Source organism: Escherichia sp. S10b, from assembly GCF_028421345.1.
GTDB lineage: Bacteria > Pseudomonadota > Gammaproteobacteria > Enterobacterales > Enterobacteriaceae > ECMA0423.
Window position 1 is genome coordinate 1 of the sequence record NZ_JAHZSO010000017.1, and the last position, 24735, is coordinate 24735.

The 24735-nt window shown below is 45.1% G+C and carries 31 protein-coding genes; 30 read left to right on the forward strand and 1 reads right to left on the reverse strand.

What is annotated here, in order from left to right:
• The first annotated feature begins 88 nt into the window (after positions 1–88).
• The 23 genes from ddp1 (at position 89) to FTE26_RS01100 (ending at position 20676) form a co-directional block, all read left to right on the forward strand.
• Positions 89–634, forward strand: a complete 546-nt coding sequence (ddp1, locus tag FTE26_RS00990) for a DNA distortion polypeptide 1 (protein ID WP_001348698.1) — start codon at positions 89–91, stop codon at positions 632–634.
• 2 nt (positions 635–636) lie between these two features.
• Positions 637–1797: a MobP1 family relaxase gene (gene mobP1, locus FTE26_RS00995; protein ID WP_004199101.1), complete on the forward strand. Its 1161-nt coding sequence runs from the start codon at positions 637–639 to the stop codon at positions 1795–1797.
• A gap of 352 nt (positions 1798–2149) precedes the next feature.
• The gene (locus FTE26_RS01000; RefSeq protein ID WP_000455437.1) at positions 2150–2659 is read left to right on the forward strand and encodes a transcription termination/antitermination NusG family protein; all 510 of its coding nucleotides are present in this window, start codon (positions 2150–2152) and stop codon (positions 2657–2659) included.
• Positions 2610–2846: a hypothetical protein gene (locus tag FTE26_RS01005; protein ID WP_001348696.1), complete on the forward strand. Its 237-nt coding sequence runs from the start codon at positions 2610–2612 to the stop codon at positions 2844–2846. Before FTE26_RS01000 ends, FTE26_RS01005 begins: the two co-directional genes overlap by 50 nt.
• Positions 2847–2891: 45 nt before the next feature.
• The gene (locus FTE26_RS01010; RefSeq protein WP_000953538.1) at positions 2892–3536 is read left to right on the forward strand and encodes a lytic transglycosylase domain-containing protein; all 645 of its coding nucleotides are present in this window, start codon (positions 2892–2894) and stop codon (positions 3534–3536) included.
• The gene (locus FTE26_RS01015; protein ID WP_000916156.1) at positions 3520–3810 is read left to right on the forward strand and encodes a TrbC/VirB2 family protein; all 291 of its coding nucleotides are present in this window, start codon (positions 3520–3522) and stop codon (positions 3808–3810) included. The genes FTE26_RS01010 and FTE26_RS01015 overlap by 17 nt, the downstream gene beginning before the upstream one ends.
• Positions 3811–3834: 24 nt before the next feature.
• Complete coding sequence (locus FTE26_RS01020; RefSeq protein WP_015060057.1) at positions 3835–6588, forward strand: VirB3 family type IV secretion system protein; 2754 nt, start codon at positions 3835–3837, stop codon at positions 6586–6588.
• A gap of 9 nt (positions 6589–6597) precedes the next feature.
• Positions 6598–7368, forward strand: a complete 771-nt coding sequence (locus FTE26_RS01025) for a type IV secretion system protein (RefSeq protein ID WP_000716326.1) — start codon at positions 6598–6600, stop codon at positions 7366–7368.
• Between the two features lie 9 nt (positions 7369–7377).
• Positions 7378–7635: an EexN family lipoprotein gene (locus tag FTE26_RS01030; protein ID WP_000759841.1), complete on the forward strand. Its 258-nt coding sequence runs from the start codon at positions 7378–7380 to the stop codon at positions 7633–7635.
• A gap of 11 nt (positions 7636–7646) precedes the next feature.
• Positions 7647–8702, forward strand: a complete 1056-nt coding sequence (locus tag FTE26_RS01035) for a type IV secretion system protein (RefSeq protein ID WP_000235886.1) — start codon at positions 7647–7649, stop codon at positions 8700–8702.
• Positions 8703–8896: 194 nt separating this feature from the next.
• Positions 8897–9625 (forward strand): virB8 family protein, encoded by a 729-nt coding sequence (locus tag FTE26_RS01040; RefSeq protein WP_004199085.1) that lies wholly within the window; start codon positions 8897–8899, stop codon positions 9623–9625.
• Positions 9626–9630: 5 nt separating this feature from the next.
• Positions 9631–10560 carry a TrbG/VirB9 family P-type conjugative transfer protein gene (locus FTE26_RS01045; protein WP_000783386.1) on the forward strand — a complete coding sequence of 310 codons (930 nt, stop codon included), beginning with the start codon at positions 9631–9633 and terminating at the stop codon, positions 10558–10560.
• A complete protein-coding gene (gene virB10, locus FTE26_RS01050; protein WP_001295060.1) occupies positions 10557–11771 on the forward strand; it encodes a VirB10/TraB/TrbI family type IV secretion system protein in 1215 nt (404 codons plus the stop codon). The genes FTE26_RS01045 and virB10 overlap by 4 nt, the downstream gene beginning before the upstream one ends.
• 1 nt (position 11772) lies before the next feature.
• Positions 11773–11970 carry a DNA-binding protein gene (locus FTE26_RS01055; RefSeq protein WP_000629109.1) on the forward strand — a complete coding sequence of 66 codons (198 nt, stop codon included), beginning with the start codon at positions 11773–11775 and terminating at the stop codon, positions 11968–11970.
• Positions 11967–13001 carry a P-type DNA transfer ATPase VirB11 gene (virB11, locus tag FTE26_RS01060; protein ID WP_000650512.1) on the forward strand — a complete coding sequence of 345 codons (1035 nt, stop codon included), beginning with the start codon at positions 11967–11969 and terminating at the stop codon, positions 12999–13001. The genes FTE26_RS01055 and virB11 overlap by 4 nt, the downstream gene beginning before the upstream one ends.
• A 2-nt stretch (positions 13002–13003) precedes the next feature.
• Entirely contained in the window at positions 13004–14839 is a 1836-nt protein-coding gene (locus FTE26_RS01065; RefSeq protein WP_000053822.1) for a type IV secretory system conjugative DNA transfer family protein, read from the forward strand.
• On the forward strand, positions 14836–15228 hold the full coding sequence (locus FTE26_RS01070) for a cag pathogenicity island Cag12 family protein (protein ID WP_000738524.1): 393 nt from the start codon (positions 14836–14838) through the stop codon (positions 15226–15228). The genes FTE26_RS01065 and FTE26_RS01070 overlap by 4 nt, the downstream gene beginning before the upstream one ends.
• Before the next feature lie 87 nt (positions 15229–15315).
• Complete coding sequence (locus tag FTE26_RS01075; RefSeq protein WP_000754496.1) at positions 15316–15630, forward strand: TrbM/KikA/MpfK family conjugal transfer protein; 315 nt, start codon at positions 15316–15318, stop codon at positions 15628–15630.
• Between the two features lie 85 nt (positions 15631–15715).
• On the forward strand, positions 15716–16042 hold the full coding sequence (locus FTE26_RS01080; RefSeq protein WP_004208538.1) for a hypothetical protein: 327 nt from the start codon (positions 15716–15718) through the stop codon (positions 16040–16042).
• On the forward strand, positions 16039–16533 hold the full coding sequence (locus FTE26_RS01085) for a thermonuclease family protein (RefSeq protein WP_001215543.1): 495 nt from the start codon (positions 16039–16041) through the stop codon (positions 16531–16533). The genes FTE26_RS01080 and FTE26_RS01085 overlap by 4 nt, the downstream gene beginning before the upstream one ends.
• Before the next feature lie 82 nt (positions 16534–16615).
• Complete coding sequence (locus FTE26_RS01090; protein WP_000517490.1) at positions 16616–17878, forward strand: AAA family ATPase; 1263 nt, start codon at positions 16616–16618, stop codon at positions 17876–17878.
• Positions 17879–17881: 3 nt separating this feature from the next.
• Entirely contained in the window at positions 17882–20209 is a 2328-nt protein-coding gene (topB, locus tag FTE26_RS01095) for a type IA DNA topoisomerase (protein WP_004199098.1), read from the forward strand.
• Positions 20210–20220: 11 nt separating this feature from the next.
• Complete coding sequence (locus tag FTE26_RS01100) at positions 20221–20676, forward strand: H-NS histone family protein (protein ID WP_001293458.1); 456 nt, start codon at positions 20221–20223, stop codon at positions 20674–20676.
• A gap of 37 nt (positions 20677–20713) precedes the next feature.
• Here FTE26_RS01100 and FTE26_RS01105 read toward each other — a convergent pair whose 3' ends face one another.
• On the reverse strand, positions 20714–21364 hold the full coding sequence (locus tag FTE26_RS01105; RefSeq protein WP_000351937.1) for a YkgJ family cysteine cluster protein: 651 nt from the start codon (positions 21362–21364) through the stop codon (positions 20714–20716).
• On the opposite strand from FTE26_RS01105, the gene FTE26_RS01110 reads away from it, so the two are divergent.
• The 7 genes from FTE26_RS01110 (at position 21354) to dqlB (ending at position 24466) form a co-directional block, all read left to right on the forward strand.
• Complete coding sequence (locus FTE26_RS01110; RefSeq protein WP_032072053.1) at positions 21354–21620, forward strand: hypothetical protein; 267 nt, start codon at positions 21354–21356, stop codon at positions 21618–21620. The genes FTE26_RS01105 and FTE26_RS01110 overlap by 11 nt on opposite strands.
• 16 nt (positions 21621–21636) lie before the next feature.
• The gene (locus FTE26_RS01115) at positions 21637–21816 is read left to right on the forward strand and encodes a hypothetical protein (RefSeq protein ID WP_023408316.1); all 180 of its coding nucleotides are present in this window, start codon (positions 21637–21639) and stop codon (positions 21814–21816) included.
• A complete protein-coding gene (locus tag FTE26_RS01120) occupies positions 21813–22634 on the forward strand; it encodes a SprT-like domain-containing protein (RefSeq protein ID WP_000196235.1) in 822 nt (273 codons plus the stop codon). Before FTE26_RS01115 ends, FTE26_RS01120 begins: the two co-directional genes overlap by 4 nt.
• Positions 22635–22743: 109 nt before the next feature.
• Positions 22744–22998, forward strand: coding sequence for a hypothetical protein (locus tag FTE26_RS01125; RefSeq protein ID WP_000510385.1), 255 nt, complete (start codon positions 22744–22746; stop codon positions 22996–22998).
• A gap of 17 nt (positions 22999–23015) precedes the next feature.
• Positions 23016–23291: a hypothetical protein gene (locus FTE26_RS01130; RefSeq protein WP_000557557.1), complete on the forward strand. Its 276-nt coding sequence runs from the start codon at positions 23016–23018 to the stop codon at positions 23289–23291.
• Complete coding sequence (locus FTE26_RS01135) at positions 23288–23566, forward strand: hypothetical protein (protein WP_001093608.1); 279 nt, start codon at positions 23288–23290, stop codon at positions 23564–23566. The genes FTE26_RS01130 and FTE26_RS01135 overlap by 4 nt, the downstream gene beginning before the upstream one ends.
• A gap of 804 nt (positions 23567–24370) precedes the next feature.
• Positions 24371–24466 carry a DinQ-like type I toxin DqlB gene (gene dqlB / locus FTE26_RS01140; RefSeq protein ID WP_000609145.1) on the forward strand — a complete coding sequence of 32 codons (96 nt, stop codon included), beginning with the start codon at positions 24371–24373 and terminating at the stop codon, positions 24464–24466.
• The last annotated feature ends 269 nt before the right edge of the window (positions 24467–24735 follow it).

Here is a 24735-nt window from a genome sequence, read left to right on the forward strand (position 1 = left end):
ATAGGGCAAACGCCGCAAAATGACGTCTCTGACGCCATTCCGCAACGTTTGCCCGGTGACCTACAGTCGGTTCTTGTTGGAGAGTTTTATGAAAAAAGTTCAATTCAGGATTGAAGAAAGCCAACATGATGATCTACTTGATTGTCTTAAAACACTTTATCCAGATGAACCGGGTTTAACCGTGGCAAAAGGAATGAAGCTGCTTGCCAATGCTTTACTGAAAAGCAAGGTTAAAAATGAAGATGTTAATGTGTCAAAAGACAATGATGATTTTATCAAAACCACAATGTATTTGACAGGGAAACAAAGAACTTTAATAGAGAAAGCGGCTCATCGTCATGGCTGGAATTTATCCAGAGAATGTCGTTATCGAATCCAGACGACACTTGAAAATGAACTTGATTTTTTCGATCAGGAACTTCTGGTGATGAATCGTTGCCGTAATGCAATAGATAAAATAGGGCGAAACTTTCATTATATTATCGTTAATGATAATGCCAGAGTACTTGATAAAGATGGGTTCTATCAGGACGCTGAGCGGTTGAGTTCAGAGATAATGAGTCTCAAAAGTGAGTTTGAAAACTACATTATGTTATGCAAAGGGCGAACTGTTTCTAACAAGGTTGAGGTGTAATCATGGGCGTTTATGTTGACAAGGAATTCAGGGTTAAGCGTAAGTCCTCTGAAGCTGGCCGCAAGTCTGCTTTCGCCCATAAAGTTAAAAATGGTGGTAAAAACTATCAACGCAACGTTCAGGAACGTATCAACCGCAAGGGTGCCAGTAAGGAGGTTGTTGTCAAAATCTCAGGAGGTGCGATTACCCGGCAGGGAGTTCGAAACAGTATTGACTATATGAGCCGGGAGTCAGAGCTGCCAGTGATGAGTGAAAGCGGTCAGGTATGGAAAGGTGATGAGATTCAGGAGGCTAAAGAGCACATGATAGATCGTGCTAATGACCCTCAAAATGTTTTCGATGATAAAGGTAAGGAAAATAAAAAAGTAACCCAAAATATTGTGTTTTCACCGCCTGTATCAGCAAAGGTAAAACCTGAAGATCTGCTTGAGTCTGTCAGGAAAACGATGAACAAGAAGTACCCAAATCATCGTTTTGTGCTTGGCTATCATAACGACAAAAAAGAACATCCACACGTGCATGTCGTTTTTCGTATTCGTGATAATGACGGTAAACGAGCTGATATCAGGAAAAAAGATTTACGGGAAATTCGTACAGGTTTTTGTGAAGAGCTGAAGATGAAGGGCTATGACGTTAAAGCCACTCATAAGCAGCAGCATGGACTTAACCAGTCTATTAAAGATGCGCACAAAACAGCGCCAAAACGACAGAAGGGCGTTTATGAGGTTGTTGATGTTGGCTACGACCATTATCAGAACGATAAAACCAAACCAAAGCAGCATTTCATAAAGCTTAAGACACTGAACAAGGGCGTGGAGAAAACATATTGGGGGGCTGATTTTGGTGAGTTAACCACTCGCGAGAACGTTAAGAAAGGTGATCTTGTTAAGCTGAAGAAGTTAGGACAAAAGGAGGTGAAAATCCCTGCACTTGATAAGAACGGTGTACAGCATGGCTGGAAGACTGCACACAGGAATGAGTGGCAGCTAGAGAACCTGGGGGTTAAGGGCATAGACAGAATCTCTTCATCCAGTAAAGAGCTGGTGCTGAACAGCGCGGAGATGATTAAGAAACAGCAACTCCAGATGAGAAATTTCTCGCAAATAAAACAGTCGATGATTCAAAGCGAACAGAAAGTGAAAATCGGAATTCGTTTAGGATAATTCATACTCTCCGGTAACTTATTGATTAAGATCGATTTATTTATCTTGTTAGCAGAGTTTTTGTAAAAAGTAACTAGCGGTAAAAAATTTAGTTAACTTGACTATAAAATAAGCGCATGGTGATCAATCGATCTGCTTTTTTGTTATCAAATAGCATATGTATCTAGATATAAATAAAATACAAGCACAAACAAAATGAAATGTGTCGTAAATGCGATCTAAAGATCTGCTTGTGTGGTTGAACGCAGCACATGTAGCTGATAAAGTTTTTATGAGATGTAAATTTGTCCTTTTGTTTTTTTTCTCTGATTCGGGGTCATCCGAGTCGAGAGAGCGCCTGAAAGGAAAAACTATGGAATGGTATGTTTTGCAATTCACCACTACGAGATTTGCAGCAGTTTTTGCTCATCTCGAACGCCTGAACTTCTCTTACTTCTGTCCTATGGAGACTGAAAGGTATCGTCGCCCGGATAAGATAATTTCATATCGAGAAAGACGTTTGCCGCTTTTTCCCGGTTATCTTTTTATCCAGGCAGATTTTGAAGAGGTTCATTCCACTACAATAACTGCTATCCCTTACGTACAACGCTTTATCTCATTTGGCGGTGAGCCTTTACCTGTACCAGAAGATGTGATGGCGGAGCTTTTGTACAGACAATCACATACAACAGCTCAGGCAAATCTTTTAAGGAAATCAATTCCACACGATTTTGCTGAAATTCTACTCATGGATAATCCGCAGCAAAGAAGTATGGCTTTCATCCACTACATCACAGAGAGAAGCTTAACCCACAAAATGAAACGGAAGAAAAATGACTGCTACCCGAAAAAAAACCGCAACGAGACGCAAGCCCCAACGTAATACACTCTACCTGCCCTCAGCTTCTCGTGAGGAACTGGATAAAATTGCTCTGGAGATTGGCTATCGCAGGGGGCGACGTATTTCAAGCTCTGGTGTTGTCCAGTACCTCATAAAAAAATATTCCAGCCAGGCTATTGAGGAGCTGATAAACGAAGACGATGAAGACGATGACGACTTCGATGACTAACCATTCAGTCTAAACTTTCCGCGCTGTTCTGGCCGGGAGAAAATCATGTTATCTACTACTGCTTTTGCGGCGCTTGCTTTGCAATGCGCGGCCAGCGTTCATCCCGATACTGCGCATGAAGTTGCAAGGGTTGAATCTGGTTTTAACCCATATGCTATTGCCGAGATAATACCGAAGGTTGAACGTAAGCCCGGTGACAAAGGCGTAGTGTCCTACTTTCCCAAAACTAAGGAGGCTGCACTCCAGATCGTAAATCAAATTGAATCACGAAATCATCGTTACTCAGTCGGTCTTATGCAAATAACGAGTACGAATTTTGCAAACTTCAATACAACCGCTGAGAAAATGTTTGACCCCTGCGAAAATCTCAAGGTTTCAGAGCAAATTTTGGTGGATTGTTATAAACGTGGTGGCGATATTTTACGTGGCCTGAGTTGCTATTATTCCGGCAATCCAGAAACAGGAACTAAACCTGAATCAGATTTTAATAACACCAGTTATATACAGCGCATAGGGTTTAATCCGCCTGATAACAAAAAAAACTGGGTGGTTCCTTCAGTTAAAGATGCAATCAGAAAGGAGAATGTAACACAGAGTATCAAACCTAAAGAAGTTACCGTATATCCCCAATATGCCATGCGTGGCACTGTTTTAGATGAAAAGGAAACAAACGATGTTAAAACTCAATAAACGTTATTTAACTCTTTCTGTATTTATGGCTGCATTGATGCTTTGTGTAGCAGAACCCGCCTTTGCTGATGATGTATCCACTAAAACAACTGGCTTCTTGCAGAAGATTATCGATTTTCTGACGGATATCCGTAAGCCAGCAATCACCATCATTGCGCTGGTAATTGGTTATATCGCTATCTTCTCACGCCAGCATGCAGCGTGGATTACGCCTTTAATTATCGGGATTATCATCTTTATTGTTGCGCCATATCTGCCTGACTGGTTAGCGTAATATGTAATAAAAGGGGGCGTAAAAATGAGTACCGTTTTTAAAGGGCTGACACGCCCCGCTTTGATTAGGGGGCTGGGCGTTCCGCTCTACCCCTTTCTTGGAATGTGCGTTATCTGCGTTTTGCTTGGTGTCTGGATTCATGAGGCTATGTATGCCCTCATCCTCCCTGGCTGGTATGCCATCAAGCGAGTTACGAAGATAGATGAACGCTTTTTTGACCTGCTTTATCTGCGAATGCAAATCAAAGGTAATCCTCTGGCAAACAAGCGCTTCAATGCCGTCCATTATGCGGGGAGTTCGTACGACGCAGTCGATATATCGAAAGTGGACAATTTTATGAAGCTTAAAGACCAGTCTTCTCTTGAAGAGTTAATCCCGTATTCATCACACATCACTGATAACCTCATTGTTACCAGAAACCATGATCTACTGGCGACCTGGCAGATTGACGGAGCTTATTTTGAATGTGTAGATGAAGCGGATCTAGCCTTGCTTACTGACCAGCTCAATACGCTGATACGTAGTTTTGATGGGAAACCCGTTACCTTTTATACGCATCGTATTCGGGTTAGAAAAGAAGTGCGACCTGTATTTGACAGCAAGATCCCATTCGTCAACAGAGTGATGAACGATTATTACGAATCGCTTTCGGCGGCTGAGTATTTTGAAAACAAATTATACTTAACCGTATGCTATAAACCGTTCAGCGCTGAAGATAAAGTGACGCATTTTCTTTCAAGGAAAAAGGGTAATAAAAATATCTTCGAAGAACCCATTAATGATATGAATGAAATATGTGGCAGATTGAGCACCTATCTCTCCCGGTTTCATTCCCGTCGTCTTGGGTTATATGAAGAAAATAATATAGTTTATTCAGAACAGCTTACGCTGTTCCAGAAACTGCTATCCGGGCGCTGGCAGAAAGTCAGAGTCACCAATAGTCCGTTTTATACATACCTGGGTGGTAAAGACCTGTTCTTTGGTAACGATGCTGGACAAATCACTGCCTCTGACCATGCCCGGTACTTTCGTTGCATCGAGATCAAGGACTACTTTCAGGAAACGGATGCCGGAATTTTTGATGCACTGATGTATCTCCCGGTTGAGTATGTACAGACTTCCTCTTTAACTCCGATAGACAAGCAGTCTGCAATCAAGGCGCTGGATGATCAGATCGACAAACTCGAAATGACCGATGATGCCGCTAAATCCTTGCTCGCTGATTTGAAAGTTGGTCTCGATATGGTCTCCAGCGGCTATATTTCTTTCGGGAAAAGTCACCAGACACTGATTGTTTACGCAGATTCGCCGGAGCGTCTGGTGAAGGACACCAATATTGTAACGACGACCCTGGAGGATTTAGGGCTGATCGTAACCTATTCAACCTTGAGTCTTGGCGCAGCGTATTTTGCTCAGTTACCTGGTAACTACACGTTACGGCCACGCCTGAGTTCTATCAGCAGTCTGAACTTTGCCGAAATGGAAAGCTTCCATAATTTCTTTACGGGCAAGGAGAAAGGAAATACCTGGGGTAACAACCTTATCACCCTGGGCGGCTCAGGAAATGATATTTATAACCTGAACTATCACATGACTACCGAGCATCAAAATTACTTCGGTAAAAACCCCACGCTGGGGCATACCGAAATTCTTGGTACGTCAAACGTGGGTAAAACGGTAGTGATGATGACTAAGGCTTTCGCCGCCCAGCAGTTCGGAACGCCGGAGTCTTTTCCACCTGAGAGGAAATTAAAGAAGTTAACTACAGTATTTTTCGACAAAGATCGGGCAGCGGAACCCGGTATACGTTCAATGGGAGGTGCTTACTTTCGGGTGAAAGAAGGAGAGCCGACTGGCTGGAACCCTGCGGCTTTGCCACCAACCAAACGAAATATTTCCTTTATGAAAGACCTGGTGAGGCTACTTTGTACGCTTAACAGTGAGCCGCTTGATGATTACCAGAACCGCCTGATTTCTGATGCCGTTGAGCGCCTGATGCAGAGGTCAAACCGCTCTTATCCGATCAGTAAGTTGCGACCACTCATTCTGGAGCCTGATGATACTGAAACCCGGCGGCATGGGCTTAAAGCACGCCTGAATGCCTGGGTGCAGGGAGGGGAATTTGGCTGGGTGTTTGATAACCCGGACGATACGTTTGATGTGGACAACCTGGACGTTTTCGGTATAGACGGAACGGAGTTTCTGGATAACAAAGTACTTTCCAGCGCCGCTTCATTCTATCTCATCTACCGTGTCACCATGCTGGCTGATGGCCGCCGACTCCTTATCTACATGGATGAGTTCTGGCAATGGATTAACAACGAAGCGTTCAGAGATTTTGTTTATAACAAACTCAAAACCGCGCGTAAGCTGGATATGGTGCTTGTCGTAGCGACACAATCGCCGGATGAACTAATTAAATCACCTATCGCGGCTGCCGTTCGTGAGCAGTGCGCAACACATATTTATCTGGCGAACCCCAAAGCGAAACGTAGTGAGTACGTAGACGAGTTGGAAGTGAGAGAACTTTATTTTGACAAAATTAAAGCCATTGACCCGTTATCTCGTCAGTTCCTGGTCGTCAAAAACCCACAGAGGAAGGGGGAAAGTGATGATTTTGCGGCTTTCGCAAGACTGGATTTGGGAAAAGCGGCGTATTACCTACCGGTTCTCAGCGCATCGAAACCCCAGCTTGAACTGTTCGATGAAATCTGGAAAGAGGGTATGAAGCCGGAAGAGTGGCTTGATACCTATCTGGAACGTGCAAACCTGATTTAAGGAATCCCTATGAAAAAGCATATCGTTGCGGCACTTATCGCCTCTGTTACGGTTATTTCTGGTGCTCAGGCTGGTGTTCCCGTTGCCATTGATGCAAACCCTGAATGGGCTGTCGAAGCGCAGCGCTGGACAGAACGCCTCAAACAGTGGCAGGACACCGTGAACCACTACCAGAAACAGATTAATGCCTATAAGCAGGAGCTGCTGACCAAAACGGGCATTCGTGATGTTCAGGGACTGGTGCAGTCTGCGCAATCTGTCAGTAAGGAGCTGGAGAATATTTACGACCAGGGGAACTCCTTCATTGATGATTACATTAAGAACCCGGAAGCCACCCTGTCTGAGCAAGCCAGATCACTACTGGCCGATTATAAGGTGACAAACACCTGTAAGGGGCTGGGATATACGGGCGACCTGGTGCGGGGCTGTGAAGCCTCGTTCCTGTCCCAACTGGCGGGGATCGAGTACGGCAATAAGCTGGAAAGTAAACTGCGTGAAGATAATCAGGAAATGGCCGACCTTATCGACCAGGTGAAGAACGCCCAGGACACGAAAGCCACGCAGGACGCGACAAACGCTGTATCTCTGGCAAGCCTGAAATTTAACAAGCTCAAATTTCAGTATGAAATGTATCGCGATAAGCAGCGCGATCTTGCAGAATACAAGGAGAAAATGTTACAGGCTGCTTTCCAGGAGAAACAATTAGGGGCTGTTAATAAAGAAACTCCAGTTGTTGATTATAAGGCAGCATTTGAGCAGCAGAGTTATGAAATGAACTGAGGGGGCATTTTGAAAAAATATGGATTAGTTGCGGCGTTGGGGCTTACATTCTTTCTTACCGGGTGTGAAGAGGTTAAATCTGTAGACTGGTGGCAGTCTCACGTAGACGATGCAACGAAAAAAGTAGCTGAATGCAAAAAGTCTGGGAGTGATAGCGAAAATTGTAAAAACGCTAAGGAAGGTTTGTTTAGGTATAAGCAATTACATCCTAAGCATGTTGACTATAAAGATGCATTCAAAAATGTATTGGGTAAAGATGGAAGTTAAAAGGAGCCACTATGGCAACTTCTAGGTATTTCCAGGCCGCTCATGACGTTATTGTTAAAACTCTTGACCAGTCTTTGACTGGTCAGTTAGATAACTTTTCTTCAATAGCGTCTCAGTTGGGTAAGTATGGTATTTCCATTTATATATTGTGGTATGCTTATACCACAATAGTTGGGAAGCAAAAAACCGCAGTGCAGGATTTTTTATGGAATCTATGTCGATTCTGGTTAATTCTTGTTTTTGTCAAAAATATGGGGGGGTGGTTAGATAGTGCAACTCAGGCCATTGATGGGCTGAAGGAAACATTTGCAGGAGGTGATCCTTGGAAATGGGTTGACGAGCTTTGGGAGAAAGTTCAGCAGGTAGCTGCATATCTTATGTCCAAAGATACTTCGAAGTATGTGAAAACAGATGGGGCAATCGCATCTTTATTAACATATGCTGGAGGGATAATTGCATTATTGCTAACTTCAATAGTTTATCTCGCCGCCGAAGTTACTATTAAGATACTTACTATTACCGCGCCGTTGTTTATTATTTGTCTTTCATTTGGTTTTTTAAGGCAGATGTTTAATAGCTGGCTTCAGTTAATATTTAGCTCATGCTTCATATTCTTGTTTTGTGGACTGGCAATTAAAGCGGGAATGACGTTCCTTAATGGCATTCTGACAATCTCGATAGCTAACGCAGATGAATTAAATCTGATATCAACAGGTGCTCAGGCCGGGGTTGCAGGTGCATTTATGGCCTGGATTATCTGGCAAGCCAAAACCTATGCTTCCCAGCTCGCAGGGGTAGGTGTTGAAGGCGCGATGCAAGGGGCAGCCGCAATGGGGATTGGTGCTGGCGTGTTCGGCGCTTCCCGTATGGGGCGTAATCTGCTTGGTATGGGTAAAAATGCAGGGATTGGCGCATGGAAAGGCGTTCGCCGTCAGGATGGAGGGTTCAACCAGTCTCCTGGTGTATCCGGTAAGTTGGGGAATCTGACCGGGCAGGGCGTTAATATTGGCGCTAAGAGGCTTCGCCAGGCTGCGATAGATGCGGCGAAAAAGAAATATGGAGGTTAACCGATTTATTATTTAAATCTGTCAACTCTGAGTATTCCGCAGTAAATATTCACTCCTCTATTTAGGTTCTCACATTATGAAACTACTTATCACGGCTATCGTGACGCTTTGCCTTGTCGGATGCCAGGCGTCACATAAACAACCTCCGGTATCCGGAAAAAGCGAACCTGTTAATTCAGCAGAGGTAATGCGCAATGGGGTTTAAACTCTCAGGATTAAAACTTCCCGGTTTTAACAAGAAAAAAGAAGTAACAGACTCTTCAACTACTTTTGAAGAGAAAAATGTATTGATGCAGGAGAAAATGAACCGCATTTATAAATTCGGTGGTATTGCAGGAATTGCCGTAGGTGTGTTGTCTCTGCTGGCACTGAATGGAGCGCTACCGTTAAAGAGTACGGTTGTCGAAGCTTATCTTATTAATGGTGTCACTGGCGTTGCTGAAAGACTGACTTCTGTTAAAAAAGAAAACCTCTCTGAAAATGAAGCGCTGGCGAAATACTTCATTACTCAGTATGTGAAGCGTCGTGAAGGGTATAACTATTTCAGTCTCCAGCATGATTATGATTATGTTCTGTTATACAGCGCTGAGAATGTGGCGACGGATTACAACGCTTTAATCAACGGCAACCAGTCACCAAAGGTTATTTATAATAAAGCGGAAAAAACCGCATCTGTTCAGGATAATCCGTCCGTGATTATCAGTCCGTCATCCCGGCGCGATGATAAGGATATGGGAGCATATATCCGGTTTAAATTAACCATTCGAAATGTCGCGACAGGCCAGGATGATTATGAATACTGGAACGTCCGGTTGACCTACCGTATTGAACCACAGGTCGAAATGGCATCGGGTGACCGAAACAATAACCCGCTTAAATTCGTTGTAACGAGCTATGTACGCGATAAAGAAGTGAAAGGGTGAAAACTATGAAAATGAATAAAGGAGCGCTAATTGTGGCGCTTCTGTTGGTGTCGCACGTCTGCCATGCAGCCGTTACGCCAGCAGCCAGCCGTTTTGATCCCCGTAATCAGATTGTCAGTTATAACCCGCAAAACACGACAGTCATAAACAGTGCGGTTGGCTATACAACCACACTGGTATTTGACGAGGATGAAACGGTCATCAGTGCCAGAACCGGCTTTCCCCAGGGCTGGGAAGTGAACAAAGAAGATAACCTGGTGTATCTCGAAGTGAAGCCCGTCAAACAGACCGTACAGAAGAACAGTACCGATGACAATGGCAACCAGTCTTCAGAGGTGGTCAGTGTAGCCCTTGATCCTGAAAACGACCTGGAACGCTGGCGAACAAACCTGTTTGTTCGCACAACAAAACGTAATTACAGCATGGAGCTGAACGCCCGAACGTTCCGGCAGCCGGATAAGATCGCGTTTGTTGTTAATTACCAGTACCCGCAGGAACGCCGGAAGGAGCAAGCCGAAATCGAGAAGAAACGGATTGAGGCTCTTAACAAGCGGCAGGAGGAGCAGGCAATCAACCGTTCTCTTGAAAATGCGAAGTCGCCCAAGAACTGGGATTACTGGAAGCGGGTAGCTGACGGCAGCCAGTCAATCAGCCCGGATTATGCGTATGACGATGGCCGCTATACCTGGTTTGGCTTCAGCCCCCTGAAGAAAATCCCCAGCGTCTTTGTTATGAGCGGCGAACAGGAAACGCTGACTAACCCGGTAGTCAAAAACAGCGGTAGTTTCACCGTTGTTGGTGTTCCTGTAGACCAGCGCTTTGTTTTGCGTATGGGAAATCAGGTTGTTGGGGTTGAAAACCGGGGCTTTGGCAAAGTCCGTCTTCCGGCAGGAGATACCGTTTCCCCGAACGTTGAGAAAGAGGTGATCCAGTGAGCGAACAGGAAAATAAAATCCCGACCGCTGTAGAAATTGAACAGGCACTACGGGAACGGCATCAGAAAGAAATTGAGCAAAACGATAAAACGGATAAGGGAGATGAAGATGACGGTAAATCAGTAAAACGCCTGGGTATCGAGAAGCTTAAAAAATCGCGTAAGGGGCTGGTGATTATTGTGGCCGCTTTCCTTCTGCTGGCCGCCGGGGTGTCTGTCTACTATATCCCGTCGATTATTCGTGCAATGTCCAGCGGTGATGATAAGCCTGCCAGTAATGCGGTATCTACTGGTTCAGTAAAACGCGCGACAGGACTCAGCGATGATGTTGATCCATTCAACACCAGGGAAGAACCGGCTAAGACGGAAGAACGGAAGGAAAGCAGCGGCAAAGCGGAAACGCCACCGGAAAAAGTACAACAAAACTTCAGTCGTGCGCTGGATGTGGCCTATGGGGGGAGCAGCTCTGCTTCCTCAAATTCCGGTGGTAGCTCATCAACGGCCAGCAATACCAGGAACGAGGGGGACGGCAGTGACAAACAGGCAGAGGTTCAGCCTGTTAATGCAGGGCAACCCGCGCAGCTTTCTAAAATTACGCGCGTTCCTTATGACCCTAACCTTTTCATTCCTGAAAATACCGCGATTAAGTGCTCGCTGGACAGACGATTTATTTCTGATCTGGCTGGCAAGCTGGTCTGTACGATTAATGAGGACGTATACAGTGCAAACAGGAATGTAAAGCTAATTGAAAAGGGAACAGCCGCATATCTGATGTATAAAACGGGCACGTTCAATCATGGTCAGGGAGCCGTGTTTATCGCTGCTACGAAGCTTAGAACACGTAAGGAACCTTTCATTGATATTCCGCTGATTGATACACAGGCGGCGGGAGCGCTGGGTGAGGCCGGGGCTTCAGGCTGGATTGACACACATTTTGCAGATCGCTTTATGGGCGCGATGATGGTTGGCATGATCCCCGATGTGGCACAGGCCGCAAGTGGAGCGGCTAAAAGTAATAAAGACAATCAGACCGACTATACAGCTAACAGTCGCCAGGCTTTTGCTGATATAGCACGCGAAGCGTTTGCAAACAGCGTAAATATCCCTCCAACGCTTTATAAAAACCAGGGGGAAATCATTACTCTGATCGTTGGTCAGGATTTGGATTTCTCCAGCATCTACAAATTAAAAATGGTGGGTACCCGGAGGTAATTTGATAACGCTGGATATCAAAGAGTTTTCAATGCTGTTAGGAATAAGGGAAAGCGAAATATACCATCATATTCGTAAGGGCATACCAATAAATGGCGTTCCTTTCCCCAAACCACTGAAACAAATCAAAACGCATCGATTTAATTACGAAGAAGTCATGCGTTTTATTGAAGATCTTAAAGGAAAAGGTGAATTATGAAGGATGCAGAGAACAGACATATTGTTTATGAAATAATAGATGAATACTTCCACCACTGGCTTAATGAAGTCGATGGTTTAACTGAAATCGCGGTAAATCGGCCTGATGAACTGTTTGTTAAAGTGAGTGGGAAATGGCAGCAGCATGAATTAAAAATGGATTTTAAAGATTGTATGTCATTTGCAGGGGCAATTTCTGATTATCATGATGGTGGGTCGGTTACGCCAGAATATCCCTTACGTTCTGTTACGCTCCCCGGAGGGGAGCGTGTACAAATAGTTATTCCCCCGGCAACGGAACGGGAAACGGTGTCTATTACAATCCGTAAGCCGTCCAGTGTGTTTATCGACCATGATACCTTTGTTAAACAAGGGTTTTACTCAAGGCTAAATCAAGGGGGGAAATTCAGGGATAAAGAAGATGAATTATCTTCAATGTTTAAAGATAATTGTTTTGAACAATTTGTCCCTGAATGCCTGGTTAAGGGTAAAACGATGGTATTTTGTGCCGGAACGGGGGCGGGTAAAACCACCTTTGCAAATGCCTGTCTTCAGTACATACCCCATCATTTACGATGTATTTCAATTGAAGATACAGATGAAGCAAAGTTCAGGTTCCACAAAAATCATGTGAAATTGTATTACCCGTCAGAAGGGGAAAGTAGCACTGTCAGTTCCGCTTCTCTTTTACGTTCTGGTTTTCGTATGAACCCGGACAGAATCCTCATGACTGAGGTTCGCGGCGCGGAAGCCTGGGATTTTCTCAAAGGCTCAAGTTCCGGCCATGCAGGGAACCTTACAACCGTCCATGAGAGCACCCCTGAAGATGCTGTGCTTGGACTGGTTCAACGGTGCTATATGAACCCTGAATGTCAGAATTTGCCTTATAACATTATATTGCGGAGGGTGTTAAGCAACGTCGATGTGATTATGAGTATTAAGTACATCGATGAGGAAGATAACCGATTTGCATCGGGTATTTACTATCGTGATATTCATTTTCAGGAATACTTTGAAAAGCTGAAGGAGTGATTATGTCTCTGAAACTACCCGATAAAGGCCAGTGGGCTTTTATCGGTCTGGTTATGTGTCTTGTGACGTATTATACTGGCTCAGTTGCTGTTTACTTCCTGAACGGAAAAACGCCGCTTTATATATGGAAGAATTTTGATTCCATGCTGCTGTGGCGGATAATAACAGAGAGTAATATACGGACAGATATCAGGTTAACCGCAATCCCCTCTCTTTTATCAGGTATGGTTTCGTCTCTCATTGTGCCTGTTTTTATTATCTGGCAACTGAATAAAACGGATGTTGCTCTTTATGGTGACGCGAAGTTTGCCAGTGATAATGATTTAAGAAAATCGAAACTTCTGAAATGGGAGAAAGAAAACGATACTGATATTCTTGTAGGTGCATATAAAGGTAAATACCTGTGGTATACCGCACCAGATTTTGTATCACTTGGCGCAGGAACCCGCGCAGGTAAAGGGGCTGCAATAGGTATTCCAAACCTGCTGGTCAGGAAACATTCCCTGATTGCATTAGATCCAAAACAGGAACTGTGGAAAATCACCAGTAAGGTACGTGAAAAACTGCTGGGTAATAAGGTCTATCTTCTTGACCCTTTCAACAGTAAAACGCATCAGTTTAACCCGCTTTTCTATATTGATTTAAAAGAAGAGAGCGGGGCTAAAGACCTGCTGAAGCTGATTGAGATCCTGTTCCCGTCTTACGGTCTGACCGGAGCGGAAGCACACTTTAATAACCTCGCGGGGCAGTACTGGACGGGGCTGGCAAAATTGCTTCATTTCTTTATTAACTACGACCCCTCCTGGCTTGGTGAGTTCGGGCTTAAACCTGTTTTCTCAATTGGTTCTGTAGTCGATTTGTACAGCAACATCGACCGGGAGCTGATACTCAGTAAGCGAGAAGACCTGGAGGGAACAAAAGGACTTGATGAAAACGCGCTGTATCATCTGCGCGATGCCCTGACCAAAATCAGGGAGTATCACGAAACCGAAGACGAACAACGTTCGAGTATTGATGGTTCGTTTCGTAAGAAAATGAGTCTGTTTTATCTTCCGACTGTTCGCAAATGTACAGACGGCAATGATTTCGACCTTCGCCAGTTGCGCCGGGAAGATATCACTGTTTATGTTGGCGTTAATGCTGAAGATATGTCCCTGGCCTATGACTTCCTCAACCTGTTCTTTAACTTCGTTGTGGAAGTCACGTTACGAGAAAACCCTGACTTTGACCCGACACTGAAACATGACTGTCTGATGTTCCTGGATGAGTTTCCGTCTATTGGTTACATGCCAATCATTAAAAAAGGTTCGGGTTATATTGCCGGGTTTAAACTCAAACTTCTGACGATTTACCAGAATATCAGTCAGCTTAATGAAATCTATGGTGTTGAAGGTGCCAAAACGCTGATGAGTGCGCATCCCTGCCGGATTATCTACGCTGTCAGTGAAGAAGATGACGCTAAAAAGATTTCGGAAAAGCTGGGCTATATCACCACCAAATCGACAGGTTCAAGCAAGACAAGCGGACGCTCAACGTCGAAAAGCAGTTCAGAAAGTGAGGCGCAGCGCGCCCTTGTGCTCCCGCAGGAGCTGGGAACGCTGGATTTTAAAGAAGAATTTATCATTCTTAAAGGTGAAAACCCGGTTAAAGCTGAGAAAGCCCTCTACTTCCTCGACCCGTATTTTATGGACAGGCTGATGATGGTAAGCCCCAAACTTACCGAGTTAACCGCCTCTCTGAATAAGACTAAAAAAGTATTGGGTGTTAAAGGGCTTAAATATCCTTCTAAAGAAAAAATGCTCTCCGTCGGTGAGCTGGAGTCAGAGGTTTTACTATGAAAAAAATGTTAATGGTCAGTGTCCTTTTTCTCTCTGCCTGTTCCTCTCCGCCTGAACCACCACAGGTTGACTGGGAACAGAATCCTGAAACGGTGAATACACAATTAATGGACTGGCAACCGACATACTCAGTTATTAAATCAGACAAGGTTAATTCATCGTGGGTTAAGGTTATCCATAATTTCAGGCCTGAAAACCGCCTTTACGATGATGCTGTTTTTTATTCTGTTGCACATTCTGATTCAGTGATTGTTGAAACCAGTAACGGAACAGACTTTTTCACAGCTAAAAACTGGTTGAGGGCGAACGGTGCAAACGGTGTCATACAGTATCGTTATAAAATGAACTGTTTTTCTTGCCGGACTACCAGTGTTTATTTATCACGATAACGCCGGATTAATAAAATTCTTGTAATTTTATTGAGCCGGGGTTGAACAACCGCAGGGCGTTAGTTGCCCGTTATCCATGAGGTGTATATGAAAAAGACCGTAACCACGGCAGTGCTGCTTTGTGCGTTCGCTGCCGGAACTGCTCATGCTGAGGAAAAGGCCGACCCGAACGATCCATGTGCAATGGTGTTATGCCTTGCCGGAAAACTTGACGGAAGTAGTCCGGCAGAATGTGACCCGATGTATAAAAGTTTTATGTCAATCAGGAAAAAGAATAAACATGGTTTTTTACCCGATCACACGGCAGATGCCAGAAAGAAAAAACTAAATGAATGTCCTGCGGCTGATGCAGGTACAGTAAGTAAAATTATTTCAAGCTTTGGCCGATTGAAAAACTTTTAATTCTGTTTGATTTAATTCTGATGTGAATACGCAAGTTTCAGGTTTGAGACTGGAACTTGCGAACATTTTTTACAGGGGTGGGAGGATGAAAATTATTAACGTACCTGATGCAAGAAGTGTGAGAATTGCCGGAATTGAAATTATCGATAGTGTCAAATCGGTCGCTTCTGTTTTTACTGAAATTTTGTTGTTTATGGTCTGGTTTCCGGCAATTGTCTATGGGCTTTATCGTTTTGTTATCGTTTTGTGGGATGCTTCCTTAAAGCCGCAATCGCTCATTGAGTTTATTAATTTCATGGTTGAGTTATACAGCTATGTACTTCCTTCGTTGGCTGTTATCGCAGTGGCTTTAGTCGTCGTTTTATCCATTTTTAAAAGACTCTCAGCAATATGGGAGGGAAGAAAGCAATGAGACATTTTTTTAATGTTCTTTCCTTTGCTGTTGCCCTGTTGCCAGCTACATTGTGTGCTGCTCAGATTCAGGGGAAAGTTATTCGCGTTCTCGATGGAGATACCATCGAAGTTAAAACACTACCCGCGAAAATTGTTGTGTATGAAGTTCCGATTCGAGTCCGATTGATAAATATCGATGCACCGGAAAAAAAACAACCCTTTGGTCGCTGGTCAACCAATCAACTTAAAGCCCTGCTGGCAGGGCAATCAGTTACCGTCTCTTATACGCAAACAGATCGCTACGGGCGAGTCCTGGGACGAGTGGTGACAGCGAACGGCACTGAGGCTAACCGCCAGCAAGTGCTAAAAGGGGCTGCATGGGTTTATGACAGGTACAACACCGATAACTCATTACCGGCTCTGCAACGGGAAGCTCAGACACAGAAGCGCGGCCTGTGGGCTGACAGTAATCCCGTTCCTCCGTGGGAGTGGCGTCATAAACAAAACTGACGCGCTTCGCTTGTCCAACCCCTCCTCTGCCTGAAGAAAATCTTCAGGCAACGTCACGGTTTTTAATATACATGGTGCGCATATGGGTAAATTAACTCTGGTAGAGCAGGCTTTACGGCTCCATAAAGAATATTACGGTGAAGATAATTTTGGTACTGTCGTAAAGGATTGTGATTACTATCCTAAAGTGGCAGAGATTTTTATAAACAGAAAGAATCGTAAAATTTATTCGAATCTTGATATCGAACCCGTTGCTTCAACCGTCGTTCATACGGGAAGTAGCCCTGTTATGGCTAAAGCCGGGAGGATTAAAAAGCTTATGTTTAAAGATGGTTCGGGAGCATACCGGATTCATCTTGGTCAAAATGAAGTGGTTCATATTATTCGCTTCATTCTTAACTCTAAAGTCAGAATGGAGTACGCAGTTGGCACAACCAAAAGTATGTCGATGCTTCATAATCTTTGCGAAGCTGGACGCGCTAAATTAAACCGCTCTTTACCCCGTAAAGGTATCTGGAAAATCGGGTGTTACGACGGCGTTTATTATCACGGTAAGGCAAGGAAGGAAGAAATAGAAAACGCTTTACGTTTTTCTGTTCATCCAAAGTTTAATGAGCTGGAGAATGACTTTAATCAGTTCTTTTCGGATATTGATTTCTACACCCGTTATGGTCAGTCAGGAATGCGAAAAGTGCTTTTTACTGGTCCTCCGGGCACAGGGAAAACGACTATCGCAAAAGCTTTGGGGGCAAAATATCAGGATAAATATGTATTTGTTTATGCTGATGATTACTTTAAAGATGTTTGCTATGCCGCAGCTCAAAAGAAAATACCCGTTATCATAATAGCTGAAGAGGTTGATGAACTTTATCGGGCTGATGCCGGAACGTTAAGTTTTCTTGATGGGGCTGATACACCGCGAAATCTTGCCGGGACATATGTTATTTTTTCAACGAACTATCCTAACCGGATTGATCCGCGCATCAGAAAACGCCCTGGCAGAATTGACAGAATCATATCTGTAGGTGCTTTTCGGACTAAAGCCGCTGCCGCTTGTGCCAAAATGTACTTACCAGACGATATAAATATTGACCTTAAAGAACTTGGCGCGGTGCTGGACAGAACGACTCCTGCTGAAATAAAGGAGATAATAAATATTGCTATTGGCATGATTCGCGGAACAAAAAACGAATTAACAGTAGATGTAATCAAGAATGCGCGTGCCTTTTTGAAAGGAACCCTTGACCTTAGTGTGCAGGAGGCAGAAGAAGACATAGAGGAAAGGGAAGAAATCTTTAAAAAGAATGGTGCGCAGCCTGACTATTCAAGTTACCTTGAGGATTGATTAATGAGACTTTTTATTGCAGAAAAACCGTCTTTAGCAAAGGCTATTTTTGAAGGACTGGGCGGAAATCCCAATACAGAAAAGAAAAACGGCTATTTTGAACACGGTTCTGATGTCGTTACCTGGTGTTATGGTCATATGCTGGAGCTTTACGACCCACAGGATTATGACGACAAATATTCCAACTGGCGTTATAGTGATTTACCCATTAAAGCGGTTTATCCGCCAAAATATAAAATCAAGCCTGAATCAGAAGCACAGACCCGCATTATTTTGTCTCTTATCGATAAAGCCGACAGCATCGTTCATTCAGGCGACCCCGATGATGAAGGATGTTTGCTGGTTGATGAGATTCTGGGTTATGCCGGAAACAAGAAACCCGTCCAGCGACTGCTTGTTGCCGACCTCAACCTTGCGCCAGTGCAAAAATCACTGTCGAATTTACAACCTAACGATAAATTTCGCGGTATGACGTTAAGCGCCCTGGCGCGTTCCCTGTGCGATCAGGGTTTTGGCTATAACATGACGCGGGGATGTACATTAAAAGGCCGTGAGAAGGGCTATGACGGCGTTCTGAACGTTGGCCGGGTACAAAGTGCCGTTCTTGGTCTGGTGAACATGCGCACGCTGGCGAACCAGAATCACACAGAAAGCTTTTATTACGATGTATTCGCCAGTCTGTCGATGAACGGGCATCAGATTAAGGCGAAATATCAGACAACAGACGACGATCAGATAGACGAGAAAAAACGCCTGATCTCCGAAGCTCAGGCCGCGCATATTGCCGGACGTGTTACGGGTAAGGATGCTATTGTTACTATCGCGACGACAAAGCCGGAAAATAGCAAGCCTCCGCTTCCGCTTAACCTTTCCACGCTTCAGCAGCTCTGCGCAAAGCGATTTGGTTATTCTGCAAAAGATACGCTCGATGTGATGCAGGGGCTGTATGAAACTCACAAGCTTCTGACCTATCCACGTTCTGACAATCGCTATCTTTCAGATGAGCATTATTACCAGGCCGGAGATATTGCCACTGCTATAGCGGCCACCGTACCCGAACTGGCGTCTGCGATCGTAGATATGGATAAAGGCCAGAAACACAAAGCCTTTAATGCCAGTAAGATTGAGGCGCACCACGCCATCATCCCGACGACAAAAAGCGGAGCCGGTATTCAGCTTAATGAAAAAGAGCGGAACGTTTATAACCTGGTGTCCGTCTACTTTATCGGGCTGTTCTACCCGGATGCGATCCGCAACAAGACGAAAATCCACTTTGATATTAAGGGGGATACCTTTACGGCCACACAGAGCGTTCTGGTACAAAAGGGCTGGGAAGCGCTGGGTAAGGATAGTGATGACGAGGACGAAACCGAAGATGCCGGAACGGACGGTTTTGACCTTTCATTGCTGAAATTTAATGACAGCGGCCTGTGTGAATCGGCAGACGTGGACAAGAAAAAGACTACACCACCTCGCTATTTCACAGAGTCAACGTTACTGGCCGCCATGACGAGTGCGGCAAAATTCATTGATGATCCGGCTCTCAGAAAGGCGCTGGAAGCGAAAGACGAGGGCAGCAGTGATCGTGGCAGTATCGGAACGGAAGCCACCCGCGCGGGTATTCTTGAGAAACTGGCGGCAAATACCGGGCTTATCTCCATCGAAAAAGAAAAGGGGTATTCGGAGCTGGTATGGAAAACCACAAAACAAGGCCAGGAGTTTTGCGCTGCACTGCCTCCTGAAATCACTAAACCGGATATCTCCGCTCTGTGGGCTGAAAAGCAGTCTCAGATCAAAGCCGGAGAGCTGACAGTTGAGGAGTTTATTAAGGAAAATGATGAGTACGTCCAGGGGTTAATCGACGAGCTGGACAGGAACGGAATTTCGATTTCTTCAAATGCCACGCCCTGCCCGGTTTGTAACAACGGTTTCCTGCGTAAGCGTAAGGGGCAAAATGGCTTTTTCTGGGGATGCTCCTGCTACCCTGAATGCAAGACAACATTCCCGGACAAAGACGGCAAACCGGATATGGAAGCAAAATCCAGATCAGAAGGTTCCATGTCCCGGCTCGAAGCCCCCTGCCCTTCATGCAGTAAAGAAATTATTATCCGGCCTAAAGGCTTTTTCTGTTCCGGGTGCGAGTTTAAAATCTGGTCTGAAGTGTCAGGAAAAAAACTGACACAAAATCAGGTTGAGACATTAATCAAAAAAGGTAAAACCGGAGAGATTAAAGGCTTTACCAGTAATAAAACCGGGAAAAAGTTTGACGCTGCAATTGTTTTGCAGGATAAAACTACGGGTAAACTTGGGTTTCAGTTCAGTAAAAAATAAGGATTAACTCGATGAGTGAAAATGAAACGTTTGACGCAACAAAAAAGCTACTCCTGAATATTCGCTCTGTTCGTGTTTTTGCGCGAGAAACCAGCTTTGAACAACTGCTGGAAATGCAGGAAAAGCTTAACGCCGTGATCGAAGAACGTCGTGAAGAAGCAGAGCGTGAGGCAGCAGAACGCGCAGAGCGCGAAAGAAAGCGCCAGGAACTGCTCCAGTTGATTGCCGGAGAAGGTTTTTCACCGGAAGAACTGCTTGGCCTGTCCGAAGATGCGCAAAAAACACGCAAAAAGACGTTGCCAAAAGCGCCGCCTAAATATCAGTTTGATGAAAACGGCGAAACGAAATACTGGTCTGGTCGTGGCCGGACACCAAAACCAATCGACGAAGCGTTAAAAGCTGGCCGTTCTCTTGATGAGTTTCTCATCAAAAAAGATGCTTCCAGCACTGCTGGTGACGAACAGTAATCTAACAAGCCTCTGACACTGCGTCAGAGGCTTTTTTTTAGCAAAAAGGGCGCGGGGGGTTATGGTGAAGAAATCTTTGGATATCTTCGCGGGGATAAGGGAAGTAGTCTCTGATATCTTTGGTTTCTAACTTACCAGTGCAGTGATACGTCTGAAAATAGATCCACTCTGCTATTGTTTTGTAGATGTGATTTCCCATGTTCGCGCTTTGAGAACCATACTGCATGACTTGTGCATCCAGGTCATTACACATCTCCGGCGGAGTGAGTACATGATATGTCCTGCATAACAGCGGGCGGTAATTGTAGATTGAGCATGTTCCCTTCTCAGACAAAAACGGACATTTTGACTCATGCCCGGTCGTAAGCGGGTTGTCTCTGGCAGTAAGTTTACTTGCTTGTGCAATATGTGTTGCCTCAAGCGCGGTTAAATGAACATCCATTTTACAGCACGAAGAGCACCCCTTTTGACAGGAGGTAAACGTGCTCACAAATTCTTTGTTAAAACGATCCAAAAAGGCGTACATCTGTTTTAACTTGAGGTAAATATTACCGGATTGAGTATTGAGTTTATTTATGAGTGCCTTTAACTCATCGAAATACTTATCAGGTACGGGTTTCAGATTGGTATAGCCGGGTAATGTTTCGCCTGGCTCCAGGTGGATCACTGAGTTAGGTTTGATATCCATTGCTTTTGCTTCCTATATTCTTCTCGCGCTGGTTGTTCATTTGACACTAAAACAAGCGTCATACAATGGCAAGGTGTCAAGCCCAGCAGTAAATCACGCTTGCCAGCAAACCAGTTTCCTGCAGCCGGTTTGGCCGTTGATTTTTGCCAGCAATATTACCCGCTCGATGCCCGCCCTGGGCGTGAAATTGCCAGCAAAAAAGATTGCCGCTATCAAAGGTGTGGTTTATATTATCTGTATCGTACGATACAGATAATGGAGAAGCTTAATAGATGACTGAAAAAATCACTGACGAGGAACTGGTAGATTTGTTGGAGGCGCTCAAAAGAGCACATGGTATGGGCGTTTGTTCAAAGGCGGTTAAGCTGGCACAGCGTTGCGCTGATGTGTTCCCTGCTATTGTTGCAGAGTTACAGGAATATCGGAACGCCGCTAAGCGAACTTCAGCATGACAAGAGCCACGGAACGCGCTTACAGCGAGCTACAACAGGCGTTTGATTTCTATAACCAGCGCCTTTTTGACGGCGAACTCCCTGACTGTCTGATTACGTTCCAGCGCGGCAAGAACACAATGGGCTATTTCAGTTACAGGCGCTTTGTTGCTGCTGACGGCAGCGGCAGGATGATTGATGAAATCGCCCTCAATCCTGAATACTTCCCGGTGTACCCGCTTATTGAAGTCATGCAAACGCTGGTTCATGAGCAGTGCCATATGTGGCAGTACCACTACGGCAACCCGTCGCGTAAGACGTACCACAATGCGCAGTGGGCGGCAAAAATGGAAAGTATCGGACTTATGCCCTCCTCCACCGGGAGACCTGGTGGTGCGAAAGTCGGCCAGAAGATTAATGACTATCCGATCCCTGGTGGCCGCTTCCAGCGCGTCACACTGGAACTGTTCCAGGGGCAATTTGCTTTGAGCTGGTTTGATCGCTTCCCTGTCCAGGTCGAACAACAAAAAGATATGACCGCCGTAATAGAGCAATGGCGCGAAACGCTTGCTCTGGCGCATCAAAATGCTGAGGCCGGGATTGATATAGAAGCGGTGCTTTCTATGGCTCTGCTGCCGTCAGTGTCACCGCAGAACGGGAGCCATTCAGATGATATGGCCGGGAGCAATGACAATGATTTGTCAGTTGCAGCATTTGAGGACAAGCCAAAACGAAATAAAGTTAAATATCAGTGTCGCGGGTGTGGCGCTGCCGTGTGGGGCAAAGCCGGACTGAATATTGAATGCGGCGATTGCGAGCTGGCTTTCATCGAAAATTAATTGCCAGCAAATTTTCCCGGTCACATCTGTTGGCCAGTGTTTTTTGCCAGCAAAGTTTCTTCCCGGGTTCGCGCCGGCAGCGCAAAAATGACAGCAAAAGAGGGGTATCATGGGGCATTACACAATCAGAACGAATGACGACGAAGATCAGGCCATTAAAAAGGCGCAGGAAGCGACCGGACAGGCATCAGCCAGCAAAACCTTTATGACGGCTATCCTTGAGCTTCAGCGTAACAGAGACGAGATGGCGCAGCTACGGCGTGAACTGGCGCAGGAAAAAGCGCGGAGTCAGGAGCTGGTATCATCGGTAAAACAATTCCGTTCCAGCCTGAACAATCTGTTTGATCTGGCTGACAACCCTTAAATAACAAGGAGCGAAACGTGCATACCACAAATGCGATTATCCTGTGCCTGGTGTCATATCCCTGCATCGTTGCATGGGTTATCTATAAAAACAGATTTGTCGATTACTTGTTTTTAACTCTGCTTGCTTGTTTGGGGAGCATTTTTTCAGTCGTATTGTATAAACAGCCCGACTACTCATTGACCATATATCAGGCCGTTGCTGTCGGCTATGCTGCCGTGATCATGCCAACGGTGTTAGTTTTGAGTGTCGTTAATATCTTCATGGGAAAAGCAGAGAGAACGTGCAAATGAATACACTGGCTGCACTGGAAAATACGTTTCGTGATATGAGAAAGCATGGCTGCCAAACAGTCATGGTCACGCAGTCTTTAGCTGATTTTGGCCGCTACAGCTATAAACCGCGCCCTGCATTTCAGGACTGGATCGAACGGCTGAAGACTGGCGAACGTCTGCCGCGAGGCCGTTACTTTGTTGGCAAGAAGCCTGGTGGCCGCCTGGTGCTCATTGATGAATTGGGGGGAACATGGACAGAAAAAGTAACAGTGATTCATACCAACGCTGGATGATAGAGAAGGCTGACAAAAGGGAAAGGACGCAAATCAGTATGTCGTTCGTAAAGATGAAGGACGTACTTTTTAACGTGCTGGCTATCGGTACTGTTTTAGCAGCCCTGGTGGTGATCTTTTATGAAGTGCAAAGCAGCTTATAAATTGATGGCCGTTGACAATGAATGTCATACTACCTGACCGGGCAATGCCGGAAGATTTCTTTCACGGGTGATGGTTTGTGATCCCGGCATTGTTCCGGCGCTCTCTCGTAAATTCTCGCGCCCAATCCCCCTCGCAAAACCTCAGAATTCACGTAACGCACCGCGATTTCGGCAACCATCAACCCTAACGTCCTTATGTTGTTGGGTTTGCCGCAGAACAATTTATTCATTTAAAATAGATTTAAACGAAGCGGGAAACCGCAGACGTAAAAAAACCGACTGGTGAGGTCGGCTTTTTTACGGTTCCGGTGCGAGCTGGTAACTCAGCCCGGAAGGGAAACTCTCTACAACTGACAATAGTATGATAATCCGTGAAGCCTGATTATGCAATATGACGGGCAGTGACTGTGCGTTAACGGTTTGCCTGAACGTTAGATAAACGTATAATCAGAGGGTTAGCTCTGTGGTGAGTCTCTCCCTGCATTCCGCTAAATGCGGCATGAACAGGTTCAAAGTCCTGACAGGTAATACAGGTGGTGCTGGTTATCTGTGCTCTGGCAGGAGTGAGACTCTCTACAACTGACAAGACGAAGAGAAGCCGTGGTGACAGGCAGTGTAAGAGCAAGCCACGGTGTCTTTACTCCATTTATGGAGAAAACGGATGATTAACCTGTTAATCATCGTTCTGAGGGCGGTAGCGGCGCTTGCAAACGCGCTGATTGCCATTCTGGAACTGATCCGCCAGTTCATCGACTAATGAACACGGAAACGTAATTAAGGCCGGAGGAACACCACCTCCGGCCTTTAATAAAAATATAGTTTAGTTACAACATTCACTAGTCTGTACTAACCACCACACACCTGACCTTCTGCGCACAAGTTACCTTTAATCACTCCTAAACAGGCATTTCATGAAACTCCCCTGTTCTTGCATCGGTAACAGGGGTCTGACGCTCAGTGGAACGAAAACTCACGTTAAGCAACGTTTTCTGCCTCTGACGCCTCTTTTAATGGTCTCAGATGTCC

What these genes read in the sequence shown, in the direction of transcription:
- FTE26_RS01020 (WP_015060057.1), top strand. Translation starts at nt 3,835, where the DNA reads ATGAGTACCGTTTTTAAAGGGCTGACACGCCCCGCTTTGATTAGGGGG.
- FTE26_RS01125 (WP_000510385.1), top strand. Translation starts at nt 22,744, where the DNA reads ATGGGGCATTACACAATCAGAACGAATGACGACGAAGATCAGGCCATT.
- FTE26_RS01040 (WP_004199085.1), top strand. Translation starts at nt 8,897, where the DNA reads ATGGGGTTTAAACTCTCAGGATTAAAACTTCCCGGTTTTAACAAGAAA.
- FTE26_RS01010 (WP_000953538.1), top strand. Translation starts at nt 2,892, where the DNA reads ATGTTATCTACTACTGCTTTTGCGGCGCTTGCTTTGCAATGCGCGGCC.
- FTE26_RS01045 (WP_000783386.1), top strand. Translation starts at nt 9,631, where the DNA reads ATGAAAATGAATAAAGGAGCGCTAATTGTGGCGCTTCTGTTGGTGTCG.
- mobP1 (WP_004199101.1), top strand. Translation starts at nt 637, where the DNA reads ATGGGCGTTTATGTTGACAAGGAATTCAGGGTTAAGCGTAAGTCCTCT.
- virB11 (WP_000650512.1), top strand. Translation starts at nt 11,967, where the DNA reads ATGAAGGATGCAGAGAACAGACATATTGTTTATGAAATAATAGATGAA.
- FTE26_RS01135 (WP_001093608.1), top strand. Translation starts at nt 23,288, where the DNA reads ATGAATACACTGGCTGCACTGGAAAATACGTTTCGTGATATGAGAAAG.
- FTE26_RS01080 (WP_004208538.1), top strand. Translation starts at nt 15,716, where the DNA reads ATGAAAATTATTAACGTACCTGATGCAAGAAGTGTGAGAATTGCCGGA.
- FTE26_RS01005 (WP_001348696.1), top strand. Translation starts at nt 2,610, where the DNA reads ATGACTGCTACCCGAAAAAAAACCGCAACGAGACGCAAGCCCCAACGT.
- FTE26_RS01090 (WP_000517490.1), top strand. Translation starts at nt 16,616, where the DNA reads ATGGGTAAATTAACTCTGGTAGAGCAGGCTTTACGGCTCCATAAAGAA.
- dqlB (WP_000609145.1), top strand. Translation starts at nt 24,371, where the DNA reads ATGATTAACCTGTTAATCATCGTTCTGAGGGCGGTAGCGGCGCTTGCA.
- FTE26_RS01070 (WP_000738524.1), top strand. Translation starts at nt 14,836, where the DNA reads ATGAAAAAAATGTTAATGGTCAGTGTCCTTTTTCTCTCTGCCTGTTCC.
- topB (WP_004199098.1), top strand. Translation starts at nt 17,882, where the DNA reads ATGAGACTTTTTATTGCAGAAAAACCGTCTTTAGCAAAGGCTATTTTT.
- FTE26_RS01120 (WP_000196235.1), top strand. Translation starts at nt 21,813, where the DNA reads ATGACAAGAGCCACGGAACGCGCTTACAGCGAGCTACAACAGGCGTTT.
- FTE26_RS01100 (WP_001293458.1), top strand. Translation starts at nt 20,221, where the DNA reads ATGAGTGAAAATGAAACGTTTGACGCAACAAAAAAGCTACTCCTGAAT.
- FTE26_RS01105 (WP_000351937.1), bottom strand. Translation starts at nt 21,364, where the DNA reads ATGGATATCAAACCTAACTCAGTGATCCACCTGGAGCCAGGCGAAACA.
- FTE26_RS01035 (WP_000235886.1), top strand. Translation starts at nt 7,647, where the DNA reads ATGGCAACTTCTAGGTATTTCCAGGCCGCTCATGACGTTATTGTTAAA.
- ddp1 (WP_001348698.1), top strand. Translation starts at nt 89, where the DNA reads ATGAAAAAAGTTCAATTCAGGATTGAAGAAAGCCAACATGATGATCTA.
- FTE26_RS01065 (WP_000053822.1), top strand. Translation starts at nt 13,004, where the DNA reads ATGTCTCTGAAACTACCCGATAAAGGCCAGTGGGCTTTTATCGGTCTG.
- FTE26_RS01000 (WP_000455437.1), top strand. Translation starts at nt 2,150, where the DNA reads ATGGAATGGTATGTTTTGCAATTCACCACTACGAGATTTGCAGCAGTT.
- FTE26_RS01015 (WP_000916156.1), top strand. Translation starts at nt 3,520, where the DNA reads ATGTTAAAACTCAATAAACGTTATTTAACTCTTTCTGTATTTATGGCT.
- FTE26_RS01115 (WP_023408316.1), top strand. Translation starts at nt 21,637, where the DNA reads ATGACTGAAAAAATCACTGACGAGGAACTGGTAGATTTGTTGGAGGCG.
- FTE26_RS01025 (WP_000716326.1), top strand. Translation starts at nt 6,598, where the DNA reads ATGAAAAAGCATATCGTTGCGGCACTTATCGCCTCTGTTACGGTTATT.
- FTE26_RS01075 (WP_000754496.1), top strand. Translation starts at nt 15,316, where the DNA reads ATGAAAAAGACCGTAACCACGGCAGTGCTGCTTTGTGCGTTCGCTGCC.
- FTE26_RS01085 (WP_001215543.1), top strand. Translation starts at nt 16,039, where the DNA reads ATGAGACATTTTTTTAATGTTCTTTCCTTTGCTGTTGCCCTGTTGCCA.